This window comes from Streptomyces sp. NPDC000410, from assembly GCF_040300305.1.
Taxonomy (GTDB): Bacteria; Actinomycetota; Actinomycetes; order Streptomycetales; family Streptomycetaceae; genus Streptomyces.
In genome coordinates this window covers 62,405-76,035 of record NZ_JBEPDM010000022.1, presented here as the reverse complement: position 1 = coordinate 76,035, position 13,631 = coordinate 62,405, and the positions used below count along the sequence as shown (strand labels likewise).

Sequence of the window (13,631 nt, the reverse complement as noted above, 5' to 3'; positions counted from 1 at the left end):
CCGGCCCGCAGCCATGCAGCTGCCTCGGGTGGCACCGGACGGGGCGCCCGGCCCCCTGGGGGGGCACGTACCCCCAGCGGCCCCGGCCCGCACCTGCCTCCGGTGGCACCGGGGCGCCCTCGCCGACGGGCGCCTCCCGGTCAAGCCCGCCCGTGAGGCGCCGCGCGCCCACCCCGCCCCCCGCCGGAGGCTCATCGCGGTGACGCGCCGCACGCCGCCACCATCGTCAGCGCCTGATCCAGCGCCTGCAGGAAGCGGTTCGTTGTCGCGCGGTCGCGGACCGCGAGCCGCAGCCACCGCCCGTCCAGCCCCGGAAACGTATCCCCGCGCCGCGCCGCGAAGCCCAGGCCGCGCAGTCGCTCCCGCACCTCGTCCGCCCGGTCGATACGGACCAGGACGAAGGGACCCTCCGCCGCCGGTACCACCCGTACCTCGTCGAACTCCGCCAGCCCGGCCAGCAGATGGGCCCGGTCCTTGGCGATGCGTTCGGCGGCCTCGGCCGCCTCCGCGAGGGCCCGCGTGGACACGCACGCCTCCGCCGCCGCGAGGGCCGGCGTGGACACCGGCCACAGCGGCTGCGCCCGCTCCAGCGCGGCGATCGTCTCCGGCTCGGCGAGTACGTAACCGATCCGCAGCCCCGCCAGCCCCCACGTCTTGGTGAGGCTGCGCAGCACCACCAGCCCGGGGACGTCGGTCCGCGAGGCCAGGGCCTCCGGCTCGCCCGGCACCGCGTCCATGAACGCCTCGTCGACCACCAGGATCCGGCCCGGCCGGGCCAGCCGGGCGATGTCCGCGGCCGGATGCAGCACCGACGTCGGGTTCGTCGGATTGCCGACGGCGACCAGATCGGCCGACTCGGGAACGGCCGCCGGATCCAGCCGGAAGCCGTCCTCCTCCCGCAGCAGCACCCGCGTCACCTCGTGCCCCGCGTCCCGCAGGGCGGCCTCCGGCTCGGTGAACTGCGGGTGCACGACCACCGGCCGCCGCACCCGCAGCGCCCGGGCGAGCAGCACGAACGCCTCCGCCGTTCCCGCCGTCAGCAGGACCCGCTCCACGGGCAGCCCGTGCCGCGCCGCGACGGCCGCCCGTGCCGCCCGGCCGTCGGGGTACGCGGCCAGTGAGGTCAGCGACCCGGAGATGTGCTCGCGCAGCCAGTCCGGGGGAGTACCGGTACGGACGTTGACCGCCAGATCGGTCAGCCGCGGATCGCGCACCTCCGCGTCACCGTGGTGCCGCAGATCGTGGCGGTCAGTGGGCGAGTGCATGATGCTCCCGCACGAGACCCGCGACGGCCTCCCGGTAGCGCTCCACGACCAGATCCGCCAACTCCTCGACGGGGCCGATCACGTCCGCGTACCGCACGGCGGTCTCCGGGTGCGCCTCGGCCCAGCCGTCCGCGTGCAGCCGGGCCCGGTCCACCGGGCCGCCGTCGAACAGGACGTACGGCAGGACGACGATCCGGCGTGCCCCGAGCCGTACGCAGCGGTCGAGCCCGGTCGGCACATCGGGTGCGGCCGACGAGACGAACGCCGTCTCGACGCCGGCGTACCCCCGGCCCTCCCAGAGCAGTCGCGCGGCGCGGTGCACCTCGGCGTTGGCCTGCGGGTCGGTCGAACCGGGCGCCACCAGGAGGACGGTCACCTCGGCGCGGTCCCGCGGCGTACGGGCCGTCCCGCCGAGCGCCTCGTCCAGCCGCCGCTCCAGCACGGCGAGCAGCGCGGGATGCGCCCCCAGAGCACGCCCCCGCGCGACGGCGACCTCCGGGTAGTCGCGGCCCGCGGCCTCCAGCGCCTCGGCCACGGCCGTCTCGGCACGCGCGTCGGGCACCAGGGCCAACGAGACCGCCGCGAGCCGCTCCGTACCCGCGGCGACGAGCTCGGCCACGGCCTCGCCGAGCGGCCAGCGGTCCGCGCCGACGAGACCGCCCGCCACGGGAATGTCGGGGTGACGGCTGCCCAGCAGCCCAACGAAGTCCCGGAAGGCCGCCGCCGCGGCGTCGTGCCGGGCGCCGGGTGCGGCGATGAGCAATGCGGGCGGGGAAGTCACACGTTCTCCTTGCGGACGGGGCGGCGTTGCGAGGCCGGCCGCCGACGGTCATGACCGAGATCATGTCCAACCCGACCGGATCCACTCCGGGCGGGTGCCGGGTCGACCCCGGGCGGTTATGTGGCCGAATCCGGCACGTTACCGCTCCGCTCCCGGCACCGGAACCGAGCCCCCTGCCGCAGTCCCGGGCCGCCCCGGATCCGGCCGGCCCGCAGGCAGGTACGCGATGGCGGCAGGGGGCTCTGCGGGGCCTGTTCCTGGTGTCCGGTGCGCCTCGTCGATGGCGGGTGTCGTGGTTTCGGCCGTCGGGTTCGGCTGGTCCGCAGGCAGGTACGCGATGGCGGCAGGGGGCTCTGCCGGGTCTGTTCCTGGTGTTCGGTGTGCGTCGTCGATGGCGGGTGTCGTGGTTTCGGCCGTCGGGTTCGGCTGGTCCGCAGGCAGGTACGCGATCGCGCAGGTCGCTCTGCCGGGGCGGCTCCCGGTCCCCGACGTCCGCTTCGGTACGAGGAGTTCGCCACCGCCGGCGAGCGCCGCGGCCTCGGCCACCGAAGGGGTGCCCACCGCGTCGCGCGGGGCCGTGGACGGGTGCGGGACGGGCACCCGGGCCAGATCCCGCGCCGGGTACGTCCGCAGCGGGACGCCGAGCCGGGCGGCGGCCGCCACGATCCCCGGCTCGTCCGCCTTGGTGTCGACGGTCGCCAGGGCGACGACCCGCCCGGCCGCCTCCCCGGCCTCCCGCAGGGCGCGGCGGACCAGCCCGAGGACCTCCTCCGGCGGTACGCCTCGGCGGGCGCCGACCCCGACGACCAGGGCCTGCCCGAGTGCGCCCGCGCCGGGTCTCACGCCCGGCCGGACCAGCCCGCGCACTGGTCCACCAGGCGGCGCGCCGCACCGGGCGCCCCGGCCCAGTGCGTGTGCACGTAACTCGCGTGCACACCCTGCTGGACGAAGCCCTCGACCCGCCGCTCGGGCTGCGTCAGCCCCCACGCGGCCTGCGGTCCGGCTCCCGGCTCCAGGACCGTGCGGTGGAACTCGTGCCCGCGCATCCGCGTCCCAGCCGCCGCCAGCACGCTGTCGCTGACCGCCACCGCGTCCCGGTAGCCGAGCGTCAGCCGCTCCGACATCCGCGCGTCGGCGTCCAGCACCCCGCACATGGGCCTGCCGTCCAGCGAACGCGCCAGATAGAGGAGCCCGGCGCACTCGGCCGCGATGGGCGCCCCCGCACGGGCCAGCTCGGCGACCGCCTTGCGCAGCCGGGAGTTGGCGGACAGTTCGGGGGCGTACACCTCGGGAAAGCCACCGCCGATGACGATGCCGCTGGTGCCCTCGGGGAGCTCCTCGTCGCGGAGGGGGTCGAAGGGGACGACCTCCGCCCCGGCGGCCCGCAGCAGTTCCGCGTGCTCGGCGTACGAGAACGTGAACGCGGCTCCTCCGGCCACCGCGATCACGGGGTTGCGCCCGCCCGGTACTCCTCCCGCGTCGGGCTCCCACGGGGCCTCGGTGACCTCCGGCGCGCTCCTGGCCAGGGCGAGCAGCCCCTCCAGGTCGCACCCCGACCGCACCTGCTCCGCCTGCGCGGCCACCGCGTCCAGCGCCTCCGCGCGCCGCTCGGCCACCGGCACCAGCCCCAGATGCCGGGACGGCGTCGCGACGGCCGGCGCCCGCCGCAGCACGCCCAGGACCGGCACACCGGACTCCTCCAGGGCCTCCCGCAGCAGCGCCTCGTGCCGGTCGGTCGCGACCTTGTTGAGGATCACCCCGCCGAGCCGGACCTCCGGGTCCCACGACGCGAAACCGTGTACCAGCGCCGCCACCGAACGCGACTGCGACGACGCGTCCACGACCAGCACCACCGGCGCCCGCAGCAGCTTCGCCACCTGAGCCGTCGAGGCCAGTTCGCCCGCGCCCGACGCGCCGTCGTACAGCCCCATCACGCCCTCGATCACCGCCAGATCGCAGCCGCGCGCGCCGTGCGCGAAGAGCGGCGCGATCAGGCCCGTACCGCACATGTACGCGTCGAGGTTGCGGCCCGGTCTGCCGGTGGCGAGCGCGTGATAGCCCGGGTCGATGTAGTCGGGTCCGACCTTGTGCGGGGAGACCGCCAGACCGCGTGAGGCGAACGCCGCCATCAGGCCCGTGGCGACCGTGGTCTTGCCGCTGCCGGACGCGGGCGCGGCGATGACGAGCCGGGCTACCACTCGATACCCCGCTGACCCTTCTGACCCGCGTCCATCGGGTGCTTGACCTTCGACATGTCGGTGACGAGGTCGGCGAAGTCGAGAAGGGCCTGCGGGGCGTTGCGCCCGGTGATCACCACGTGCTGGGTGCCGGGGCGGTCGCGCAGGACCTGGATGACCTCGTCGGTGTCGATCCACCCCCAGTGCAGCAGATACGCGAACTCGTCCAGGACGTAGAACTTGTACGTCTCCGCCGCCAGATCGCGCTTGACCTGTTCCCAGCCCTCCCGGGCCTTGTCCTCGTGGGACTGCTCTCCCTCGGCCGGGGCGCGCTGGATCCAGGACCAGCCCTCGCCCATCTTGTGCCAGTCCACCTTCCCGCCCTCACCGGACGCCCCGAGCACCTTGAGCGCGTTCTCCTCGCCGACCTTCCACTTCGCCGACTTGACGAACTGGAACACCCCGACCGGCCAGCCCTGGTTCCAGGCGCGCAGCGCCATCCCGAAGGCGGCGGTCGACTTCCCCTTGCCGACGCCCGTGTGCACCATCACCAGCGGGCGGTTACGGCGCTGACGGGTGGTGAGTCCGTCCTCCGGTACGACGCTCGGCTGTCCCTGCGGCACTACGCGGCCCTCCTCGAATCGCTGCCAGTGTTGCCAGTGTTGCGGATGTCCCGTACGAGTCCGGCGATGCTGTCCGCGCGCAACTCGTCCAGCGTGATGACGGTGCCGCTCAGATCGACGGCCAGCCGTCCGGCGAGACCGAGCCGGACCGGGCCGGTCTCGCAGTCGACGACGACGGACGCGGTGTCGTCGGCGGCGTGCAGCCGTGCCGCCCGCCCGGCCAGCGCCACCGGGTCGGGGCCGCCGGTCGCGCGGCCGTCGGTCACCACCACCAGCAGCGGGCGGCGCGCCGGATCGCGCAGCCGCTCCACGCGCAGGACGTCGTGCGCCTTGAGCAGCCCGGCCGCCAGGGGCGTACGCCCTCCCGTGGGCAGCCGCTCCAGCCGCGCGGCCGCCGCGTCCACCGACGAGGTCGGCGGCAGCGCCAGGTCCGCGCCGGAACCCCGGAAGGTGACCAGGCCGACCTTGTCGCGCCGCTGGTACGCGTCCAGCAGCAGCGACAGGACCGCGCCCTTGACCGCGCCCATCCGCTGCCGGGCCGCCATCGACCCGGACGCGTCCACGACGAACAGCACGAGGTTGCCCTCGCGGCCCTCGCGGGTCGCCTGGCGCAGATCGTCACGGCGGACGACGAGTCCGGGTCCGGAGCGTCCCCGCGCCCGCTGATGGGGCGCGGCGGCCTGCACCGTCGCCGCCAGGTGCAGCTTGGTCAGCGCGCCTTGGGGACGCCGGGAGCCGGTGGTCCTGCCGTGTTCGGTACGGGCGCGGGAGCGGCGCCCGGCCGCGCCCTCGCCGAGGCCGGGCACGCTGAGCATCTTCGTACGGAACGGCTCGGCGGCCCGTACGGCGGCCTGCTCGCCGGCGCCCGCACCGGGGGAGGGGGCGGCGGACGGCTCGGGCTGTTCGGCCTGTTCAGGCTGCTCGGGCTGCTCGGCGGGCGGCGGCGCGTCGGGCCCCTGCCCCTGCGGGGGAACGGCGCCACCGCCACTCGGGCCGCCGTCCGGACCGTCGGGGTCCGGCTCCGGCTCCGGGTCCGGCTCGTCGTCCCCGCCGAACTGCTCCAGCGTCTCGTCGAGCTTGTCCTCGTCCAGGCCCGGCGCGTCGAACGGGTTCCGGCGCCGCCGGTGGGGCAGCGCGAGGAGCGCGGCCTGCCGGACGTCCTCCTCCCGTACGTCCGTACGCCCGGCCCACGCCGCGAGCGCCGTCGCCGTCCTGGCCATCACGATGTCGGCGCGCATGCCGTCCACCTCGAACGCCGCGCAGGTCGCCGCGATCTGCCGCAGCGCCGCGTCACCCAGCTCCACCTGCGGCAGCAGGGCGCGGGCCGCGACGATCCGCTCCCGCAGCGTCGCCTCCTCGTCCGCCCAGCGCGCCGCGAAGGCGCCGGGATCGTCGTCGTACGCCAGCCTCCGCCGCACGACCTCCACCCGCTGCTCGGGCTCCCGGGACGCGGCGACCTCCACGGTCAGCCCGAACCGGTCCAGCAACTGCGGCCGCAGCTCGCCCTCTTCGGGGTTCATCGTCCCGACCAGCAGGAACCGCGCGGCATGCCGTACGGAGACGCCCTCGCGCTCCACGTACGAGGCGCCCATCGCGGCCGCGTCCAGCAGCAGGTCCACCAGGTGGTCGTGGAGGAGGTTGACCTCGTCGACGTACAGCACGCCCCGGTGCGCGTCCGCGAGGAGTCCCGGCTCGAACGCCTTCACGCCCTCCGCGAGCGCCCGCTCGATGTCCAGCGCGCCGACGAGCCGGTCCTCCGAGGCGCCGACGGGCAGTTCGACCATGCGGGTCGGCCGCGCCACCCCGGGCCCGGCCTCGTGCGGGCCGTCCGGGCACGCCGGGTCCGGCGCGCCGGGCGCGCACGCGAACCGGCATCCCGCCACCACGTCGACGTCCGGCATGAGCGCCGCGAGAGCGCGTACGGCCGTCGACTTGGCCGTGCCCTTCTCCCCACGCACGAGCACACCACCGACCGCCGGACTGACCGCGTTGAGCAACAGCGCCAGCCGCAGGTCGTCCATGCCGACGACGGCGGTGAACGGATAGGGGGTGCTCATCCGGTGATCACTCCTTCGCTGTGGCCGCGGGGTTCGCGGCGGTGTGTGGCTTTTCCGGCCCGTCCGGCGTTTGAGGACACGGCCGGAGGCCGTACGGGGGTCTGGGGGCTTGCCCCCACGCGGCGGAGCCGCGAATCGACACTGCGGGAAGGGGCGGGTAGGGGGAAAAGGCCCGCCGCAGGCGCCCTGGCCTCACCGCGCCCCCCACCGCGCACACGGCACCGCGCCCCCGCCCCTCACGGCGCCCCCGGCGCGATGAACGGCAGCCCCGCAGGCGCCCCGCCCTCGATCAGCCGCAGCAGCGCATCCGTGTCCGCGTGCTCCTCGATCAGGTCGCCGAGCCGGTCCAGCTGCTCCTCGCGCAGGGTCCCGAACGACGTGTCCGGGGCCGGCACGAAACGGCGCCCGGCGGCCGCGGCCACCGCGCGCAGGAACGCCCGCCGGAAGCCGTCGCTCTCCAGCGACCCGTGCCAGTGCGTGCCCCACACCGCGCCCACCCTGCACCCGTCCAGAAAGGGCTCGCCGCCGAGCACCTCGGCGACCCCGTGGTGGATCTCGTAACCCTCGACCCGCTCGCCGAGCGCCTCGCCCACCGGCCGGGCCAGCGTCTTCTCGGGCGCGAACCGCACCCGGACCGGCAGCAGTCCGAGCCCCGCGACGGAACCGGCCCGGGACTCGACCTCGTCGTCGATCCGCTCGCCCAGCACCTGGAAGCCGCCGCAGATGCCCAGCACCGGCCGGCCCTCGGCCGCGCGGCGCGCGATCGCGTCCGCGAGCCCGCGCTCGCGCAGCCACTCCAGGGCGCGCACCGTCCCGCGTGTGCCCGGCACCACGACCAGGTCCGCGTCCACGAGCTCCTCGGCGCGGTCCACGAACCGCACCACCACGCCCGGCTCCGCCGCCAGCGCGTCCACGTCCGTGAAGTTGGACATCAGCGGTACGGCGCACACCGCGACCCGCAGCACGTCCTCGCCGACGGGCGGGGCGACCACGGATTCCCTGACCGCGCCCCGCAGGGAGACGCGCAGGCCGTCCTCCTCGTCGATGCCGAGGCCGTGCGCGTACGGCAGGACGCCGTACGTCCGCCGTCCGGTCAGCCCGTGCAGCATCTCGAGACCCGGCTCCAGCAGCGTCACATCGCCCCGGAACTTGTTGACCAGATAACCCGCGATCAGCGCCTGGTCCTCCGGGGCGAGCAGCGCCGTCGTACCGAAGAACTGCGCGAAGACCCCGCCGCGGTCGATGTCCCCGACCACCAGCACCGGGAATCCCGCGGCTCGGGCGATGCCCATGTTGACGATGTCCGTGCGGCGGAGATTGATCTCGGCCGGGCTGCCCGCGCCCTCGCAGATGACGGCGTCGTACGTGCTCCGCAGCTCCTTGAGGCACTCCACGACCGGCTCGAACAGCTCCTTCTGCCGCCCTCCGTGCAGCCTTTTCCCGGGGGACGACCCCCCAGACCCCCCGAAGAACCCGCGCGCACTCAGCTCGCCCACCGGCCTGCCCATCAGGACGACCTGGCTGGAGCGGTCGCTGCCCGGCTTGAGCAGCACCGGGTTCATCAGCGCCGACGGCTCCACGCGGGCGGCCTGCGCCTGCATGGCCTGGGCCCGGCCGATCTCCGCGCCCTCGCGGGTCACGAACGAGTTGAGGGACATGTTCTGGCCCTTGAACGGCGCGACCTTCACCCCCTGGCGCACCAGCCACCGGCAGATCCCGGCCGTGACGACGCTCTTGCCCGCGTCCGATGTGGTCCCGGCGACCAGCAGTCCGCCGCTCATGTACGCCTCCCCCTCATGAGTCCGTACGCGAGCCGCCCGCCCGCGCACACCGCGAGAGCGAGCATGCCCACGCGCCGTGACAGCCGTACCGCCCGCTCGATGTCGTCGACCTCGACGGCCCGGCCGTCGCTGCCCAGCACGGGCCGGTGCTCGACCCGTCCCGCGTACGAGAGCGTTCCGCCGAGCCGTACGCCGAGAGCCCCCGCGAACGAGGCCTCCACCGGACCCGCGTTGGGGCTCGGGTGCTTCGCCGCGTCGGCCCGCCAGGCGCGCACGGCTCCGCGCGGGTTCCCGCCCGCGACCGCGGCCAGCGCGGCGGTCAGCCGGGCGCCCGGCCCGCCCGCGACGTCGTCGAGCCGTGCCGACGCCCAGCCGAACCGCCGGTAGCGGGGCGACCGGTGGCCCACCATCGCGTCCAGGGTGTTGACCGCGCGGAAGCCCACGAGGCCGGGCACTCCGCCGAGCGCGCCCCACACCAGGGCGCCGACAACCGCGTCCGAGGTGTTCTCGGCGACCGACTCGACGACGGCGCGTGCGATTCCGGGGCCGTCCAGCGCCTGAGGGTCACGTCCGCACAGATGCGGCAGCCGCTCCCGGGCGACCTCGATGTCCCCGGCCGCCAGCGCCCCGCCGATCGCCCGGGCCTCGCGCCCCAGCGACGTACCGCCGACGACGGCCCAGGTCGCGGCGGCGGTCAGGGCGATGGACGCGGTACGGGAACGGCGCGCGGCGCGTGCGGCCAGCGCACCCGCGGCCACCGCGCCCCCGGCACACACCGCGGTGTGCACCGCACCCCATCCGCGGTGGTCACGCCACAACACGCCCTCCACGGCCCCCGCGGCTCGCCCGAAGGCGGCGACGGGATGCCCGCGGCGCGGATCTCCGAGCACGAGATCGGCGACCAGACCGGCGGTGGCGCCGTACGCGAATACAACTGCGGCCGAACGGCAGCCGGGCATGGCGCAATGTCCTCACTCAGGGTCCGCGCCCTGGCTCGACGTGACCGGCGGCGAGAGTTCCTGGCTCCCGGGGGACGCGTCGCCGCGCCGCCCGGTGACAGTGGCGGGACCGCGCCGGATTCGCACCGGACTTCCTCTTCTGCCGCCGTAATTGGCCCCGGCAGTCCACCACGCGGCGCGAACGCCCGTCAACTCACCTTGACCTGCGGCGGAACAGTGTGCCGCGGCACACATGCCGGTACCCCCGGACGGTTCTCCGTCCGGGGGTACCGGCATGTGCGCGTGTACGGCGTCCGAGCGTCAGGCGACGATCAGATAGATCCCGTACGCCACGGCCGCCGCGCAGAGCGCGAAGCACGCGTACGCCCCTGTGCGGGCGAGGGCCGCGGAGCCTCCCTGTGCGGAGGCGGCTTCCTGCTTGGCGAGACCCACGATGCCCAGGGTGAACAGGCCCACCAGGGCGACGGTGACGACGATGCTCACGCCGAAGACGGAGCCGAGAGCTGCCCAGTCGATCTTCATGCTGTTCTTTCCTTAGACCGTGGCGGCGGGGGCCGGGGCGGCCTCGGCGGCCGGGGCCGGGATGGTGGTCTTGAGCTCGCCGGCCGGCGGCGGGGTGACGGCCGCGATGGCGGCGGTCACGACACCGGCGGGTTCGGCGATCTCGTCGTCGGCGACGTTCGTGTGGTCGACCGGCTTGCGACGGGAGAGCGCCCAGATCACGGCGGAGCCCGCGATCAGCAGCAGGGCGACGGCGGCGATGCCCCAGGTGCCCTGGGCGGTCAGGAACTCCGCCCCGGCGGCGACCAGCGCGGCGGCCGGCAGGGTCAGGCCCCAGGCCACGAACATCCGGGTCGCGGTGGACCAGCGGACCACACCGCCCTTGCGGCCGAGCCCCGCGCCCATCACAGCGCCGGAGCAGGACTGGGTGGTGGAGAGCGAGAAGCCGAGGTTGGAGGAGGCCAGGATGACCGTCGCGGCGCTGGTCTGGGCGGCGAAGCCCTGCTGCGGCTGGAGGTCGGTCAGGCCCTTGCCCATGGTGCGGATGATGCGCCAGCCGCCCAGGTACGTACCGAGCGCGATCGCGACACCGGCCGAGACGATGACCCACATCGGAGGATTGGCACCCGGGGCGAGAACCCCGCCGGTGACCAGGGCCAGCGTGATGACGCCCATGGTCTTCTGCGCGTCGTTCGTGCCGTGGGCGAGGGAGACGAGGCCCGCGGAGGCGATCTGGCCGGCGCGGTAGCCCTTGGAGGTGGCCCTGTCGTCGGTCCGGCTGCCGATCCTGTACGTCAGCCTGGTCGCGACGAGCGCGGCGAGACCGGCGACGAGCGGCGCGGCCACGGCCGGGATCAGCACCTTGGTGACGATGGTGCCGCCGTTGACGGCGGAGAAGCCGACCGACATCACCGCTGCGCCGATGAGGCCGCCGAACAGCGCGTGGGAGGAGCTGGACGGCAGGCCCAGCAACCAGGTGAACAGGTTCCACAGGATGGCGCCGACGAGGGCCGCGAAGATCACTTCTGTGCGGATGCCCTTTTCGTTGATGATCCCGCCGGAGATCGTCTTGGCGACCTCCACGGACAGGAACGCGCCGACGAGGTTGAGGACGGCGGACATCGCCACCGCCGTCTTGGGCTTGAGTGCACCGGTCGAGATGGTCGTCGCCATCGCGTTGGCCGTGTCGTGGAAACCGTTCGTGAAATCGAACACGAGAGCGGTAACGATCACGATCCCGAGGAGAAGCGTGATGTGTTCCATTTACCCGGGCTTCTATTGGACGTCAGTGGCTCGCCGACCGTAGGCAATCTGAATGAACGGAAGGTGAACTGGGTCGGGCTTTGTGGTGTCTCAAGGTCAGACGCCGCCGCTCCCTTCGGACCGGAACGGCGGCAGAACCCGGGCGGCTGGCGGGTGGCGAGCCGTTTCAGCCGTTCGTGCGACCTGTTGACGGGGCTGTCGAAGAGATTCTGATCACCCGGAAGGCGTTCGTTGTCGTCCCCGTACGGCACTCGAACGCCACACTCGAACGCCGTCACCTCCACAGGTGCCGCCGCGCCTGACAGGATCGCCCCATGGCAGAGCAGCAGAGCGTCCCGGACGTGATCGCGCGGGCATGGGCGGACCTCGTGGCCACCGCCTGCAGAATCGTTTCGGACGGGCTCGTCGTCGGGACCTCGGGCAACGTCTCCGTACGCGTCCGGGACCGGGACCGCGAGCTCGTGCTGGTGACCCCGAGCGGAGTGCCGTACGACCGGCTGGCCGCGGAGAAGCCGGTCGCCGTCGGCCTCGACGGGCGGCAGGTGCTCGGAGAGCTCACCCCCACCAGCGAGCTCCCGATGCACCTGGCGATCTACCGCGACACCGACGCGGCCGCCGTCGTGCACACCCACGCCGTGCACGCCACCGCCGTCTCCACCCTGGTCACCGAGCTGCCGCTGATCCACTACATGGCCGCGGCCCTCGGCGGGCCCGTCCGCGTGGCTCCGTACGCCCTCTACGGCACGGACGACCTGGCCGACCACATGCTCCGGGCCCTCGCGGACCGCACGGGATGCCTGCTCCAGAACCACGGAACCGTCACGTACGGAGCCACACTCGACCAGGCCTTCGACCGGACCGCGCAGCTGGAGTGGATGTGCCACGTCTGGCTCACCGCGAGCTCCCTCCCCGGCCGCGAGCCCTCCCTCCTCTCCCACACGCAGCTCCAGCACGTGGCGGAGAAGCTCCGCGGCTACGGCCAGCGCCCCTGACCGCCGGCTGCCGACGGCCCGCCGACGTCACTCGCCGCGCCCCCGTCCACTGGCAGCGCGGGCGTGGCGTACCGACACTGGAACGGTGCGCCCGGCTACAGCGACGGCAGCGGCCGTCACCACAGTGATCGGTCTCGGCGCGGCCGCCCTCGCGGCCGGCCGTTACGCCAGCGACGCCGCCCTCAAGGCGCCGCCCGGCCGCCCCCTGCCCGGCGAGGGGCAGCTCACCGTGCACGCCACGGGACCGGGCCGCATCACCCTCACCCGCAGCCTCGTCTCCCTGCGCCCCGGTACGTACGGACTCACCGGCATCGACGTGCACGCGGTCGTGGGCCGCGTTCTCGACGACGTACCGCACGAGGCCGACACCGTCGTCCGGCGGCTCGAGAGCGTCGGACACGGCAGCCTCGACATCGGCACCCGGGTGCGCTTCACCCCGCAGCTGTACTCCGGCACCCCGAGCAGCGCCCTGGGGATCGACCACGAGGACGTGGAGATCCCCGGCGAGCTCGGCGACCTGCCCGCCTGGCTGGTCCGCGGCGCCCGCACCACCTGGATCATCGCCGTGCACGGCCTGGGCGCCGGCCGGGAACAGTCGATGAACCTCATGCCGTTCCTGACCGGCCGCAAGTTCCCCGTGCTCGCCCTCGCCTACCGCGGCGACCCCGGCGCGCCCGGCTCCCCGGACGGGCTGGGCCACCTCGGCGACTCCGAATGGCGCGACCTCGACGCGGCCGTCCGCTTCGCCGTCCGAGCCGGCGCCCAGCGCGTGATCGTGCACGGCTGGTCCACCGGCGCCTCGATGGCCCTGCACGCCGCCGCCAGCTCCGCCCTCCGTGACCGGATCGCCGGACTCGTCCTGGACTCGCCCATGCTGGACTGGGAGGCCACGCTGCGCGCCCTCGCCGCCGCCCACCGCACCCCCTCCCCGCTGCTCCCGCTCGCCGTACGCGCCGCCCAGGGCCGCACCGGACTGCACAGCGACCGGCTGGCGGTCGCCGCCGCCCCTGACGGCCTGCGCGTGCCCACGCTGATCTTCCACGGCCCCGACGACACGTTCGCCCCCTGGCAGCCCTCCCGCGACCTCGCGGCCGCCCGCCCGGACCTGGTGACCCTGCACACCGTGCCGGAAGCCCCGCACGCCGCCATGTGGAACGCGGACCCGGCCCGCTACGAAGAGGCCCTCCGGCGCTTCCTCACCCCCTTGATCTAGCCGAGTACGCCCGAGGCCC

Annotated in this window: 12 protein-coding genes and 1 riboswitch; of the genes, 2 read left to right on the top strand and 10 right to left on the bottom strand. The window is 74.5% G+C overall.

Features of this window, described 5'->3' with window-relative positions; translation table 11 throughout:
• Positions 1-191: 191 nt before the first annotated feature.
• The 10 genes from cobC to ABT342_RS22155 all read right to left on the bottom strand — a co-directional run bounded on the left by cobC (position 192) and on the right by ABT342_RS22155 (position 11,407).
• Entirely contained in the window at positions 192-1,265 is a 1,074-nt protein-coding gene (cobC, locus tag ABT342_RS22200; protein WP_351576439.1) for an Rv2231c family histidinol phosphate aminotransferase CobC, read from the bottom strand.
• The gene (locus tag ABT342_RS22195) at positions 1,249-2,046 is read right to left on the bottom strand and encodes a sirohydrochlorin chelatase (protein ID WP_351576436.1); all 798 of its coding nucleotides are present in this window, start codon (positions 2,044-2,046) and stop codon (positions 1,249-1,251) included. The genes cobC and ABT342_RS22195 overlap by 17 nt, the downstream gene beginning before the upstream one ends.
• A 138-nt stretch (positions 2,047-2,184) precedes the next feature.
• Complete coding sequence (locus ABT342_RS38250; RefSeq protein WP_502965589.1) at positions 2,185-2,889, bottom strand: cobalamin biosynthesis protein; 705 nt, start codon at positions 2,887-2,889, stop codon at positions 2,185-2,187.
• Positions 2,886-4,244, bottom strand: a complete 1,359-nt coding sequence (locus ABT342_RS22185; protein WP_351576433.1) for a cobyrinic acid a,c-diamide synthase CobB — start codon at positions 4,242-4,244, stop codon at positions 2,886-2,888. The genes ABT342_RS38250 and ABT342_RS22185 overlap by 4 nt, the downstream gene beginning before the upstream one ends.
• Complete coding sequence (gene cobO, locus ABT342_RS22180; protein WP_351576430.1) at positions 4,238-4,846, bottom strand: cob(I)yrinic acid a,c-diamide adenosyltransferase; 609 nt, start codon at positions 4,844-4,846, stop codon at positions 4,238-4,240. The genes ABT342_RS22185 and cobO overlap by 7 nt, the downstream gene beginning before the upstream one ends.
• A complete protein-coding gene (locus ABT342_RS22175) occupies positions 4,846-6,903 on the bottom strand; it encodes a putative cobaltochelatase (RefSeq protein WP_351576427.1) in 2,058 nt (685 codons plus the stop codon). Before ABT342_RS22175 ends, cobO begins: the two co-directional genes overlap by 1 nt.
• A gap of 236 nt (positions 6,904-7,139) precedes the next feature.
• Entirely contained in the window at positions 7,140-8,684 is a 1,545-nt protein-coding gene (locus ABT342_RS22170; protein WP_351576424.1) for a cobyric acid synthase, read from the bottom strand.
• Positions 8,681-9,643, bottom strand: a complete 963-nt coding sequence (locus ABT342_RS22165) for a cobalamin biosynthesis protein (RefSeq protein WP_351576421.1) — start codon at positions 9,641-9,643, stop codon at positions 8,681-8,683. Before ABT342_RS22165 ends, ABT342_RS22170 begins: the two co-directional genes overlap by 4 nt.
• A gap of 52 nt (positions 9,644-9,695) precedes the next feature.
• Positions 9,696-9,809: riboswitch (cobalamin riboswitch) on the bottom strand.
• Between the two features lie 134 nt (positions 9,810-9,943).
• Positions 9,944-10,165, bottom strand: coding sequence for a hypothetical protein (locus ABT342_RS22160; RefSeq protein WP_351576418.1), 222 nt, complete (start codon positions 10,163-10,165; stop codon positions 9,944-9,946).
• A gap of 12 nt (positions 10,166-10,177) precedes the next feature.
• On the bottom strand, positions 10,178-11,407 hold the full coding sequence (locus ABT342_RS22155; protein ID WP_351576415.1) for an inorganic phosphate transporter: 1,230 nt from the start codon (positions 11,405-11,407) through the stop codon (positions 10,178-10,180).
• 314 nt (positions 11,408-11,721) lie between these two features.
• On the opposite strand from ABT342_RS22155, the gene ABT342_RS22150 reads away from it, so the two are divergent.
• Together ABT342_RS22150 and ABT342_RS22145 are read left to right on the top strand one after the other, a co-directional pair.
• On the top strand, positions 11,722-12,399 hold the full coding sequence (locus ABT342_RS22150) for a class II aldolase/adducin family protein (RefSeq protein ID WP_351576412.1): 678 nt from the start codon (positions 11,722-11,724) through the stop codon (positions 12,397-12,399).
• Positions 12,400-12,484: 85 nt separating this feature from the next.
• Positions 12,485-13,612 carry an alpha/beta hydrolase gene (locus tag ABT342_RS22145; protein WP_351576409.1) on the top strand — a complete coding sequence of 376 codons (1,128 nt, stop codon included), beginning with the start codon at positions 12,485-12,487 and terminating at the stop codon, positions 13,610-13,612.
• Positions 13,613-13,631: the final 19 nt, after the last annotated feature.

What these genes read in the sequence shown, in the direction of transcription:
- ABT342_RS22150 (WP_351576412.1), top strand. Translation starts at nt 11,722, where the DNA reads ATGGCAGAGCAGCAGAGCGTCCCGGACGTGATCGCGCGGGCATGGGCG.
- ABT342_RS22155 (WP_351576415.1), bottom strand. Translation starts at nt 11,407, where the DNA reads ATGGAACACATCACGCTTCTCCTCGGGATCGTGATCGTTACCGCTCTC.
- ABT342_RS22170 (WP_351576424.1), bottom strand. Translation starts at nt 8,684, where the DNA reads ATGAGCGGCGGACTGCTGGTCGCCGGGACCACATCGGACGCGGGCAAG.
- ABT342_RS22165 (WP_351576421.1), bottom strand. Translation starts at nt 9,643, where the DNA reads ATGCCCGGCTGCCGTTCGGCCGCAGTTGTATTCGCGTACGGCGCCACC.
- ABT342_RS22175 (WP_351576427.1), bottom strand. Translation starts at nt 6,903, where the DNA reads ATGAGCACCCCCTATCCGTTCACCGCCGTCGTCGGCATGGACGACCTG.
- cobC (WP_351576439.1), bottom strand. Translation starts at nt 1,265, where the DNA reads ATGCACTCGCCCACTGACCGCCACGATCTGCGGCACCACGGTGACGCG.
- ABT342_RS22160 (WP_351576418.1), bottom strand. Translation starts at nt 10,165, where the DNA reads ATGAAGATCGACTGGGCAGCTCTCGGCTCCGTCTTCGGCGTGAGCATC.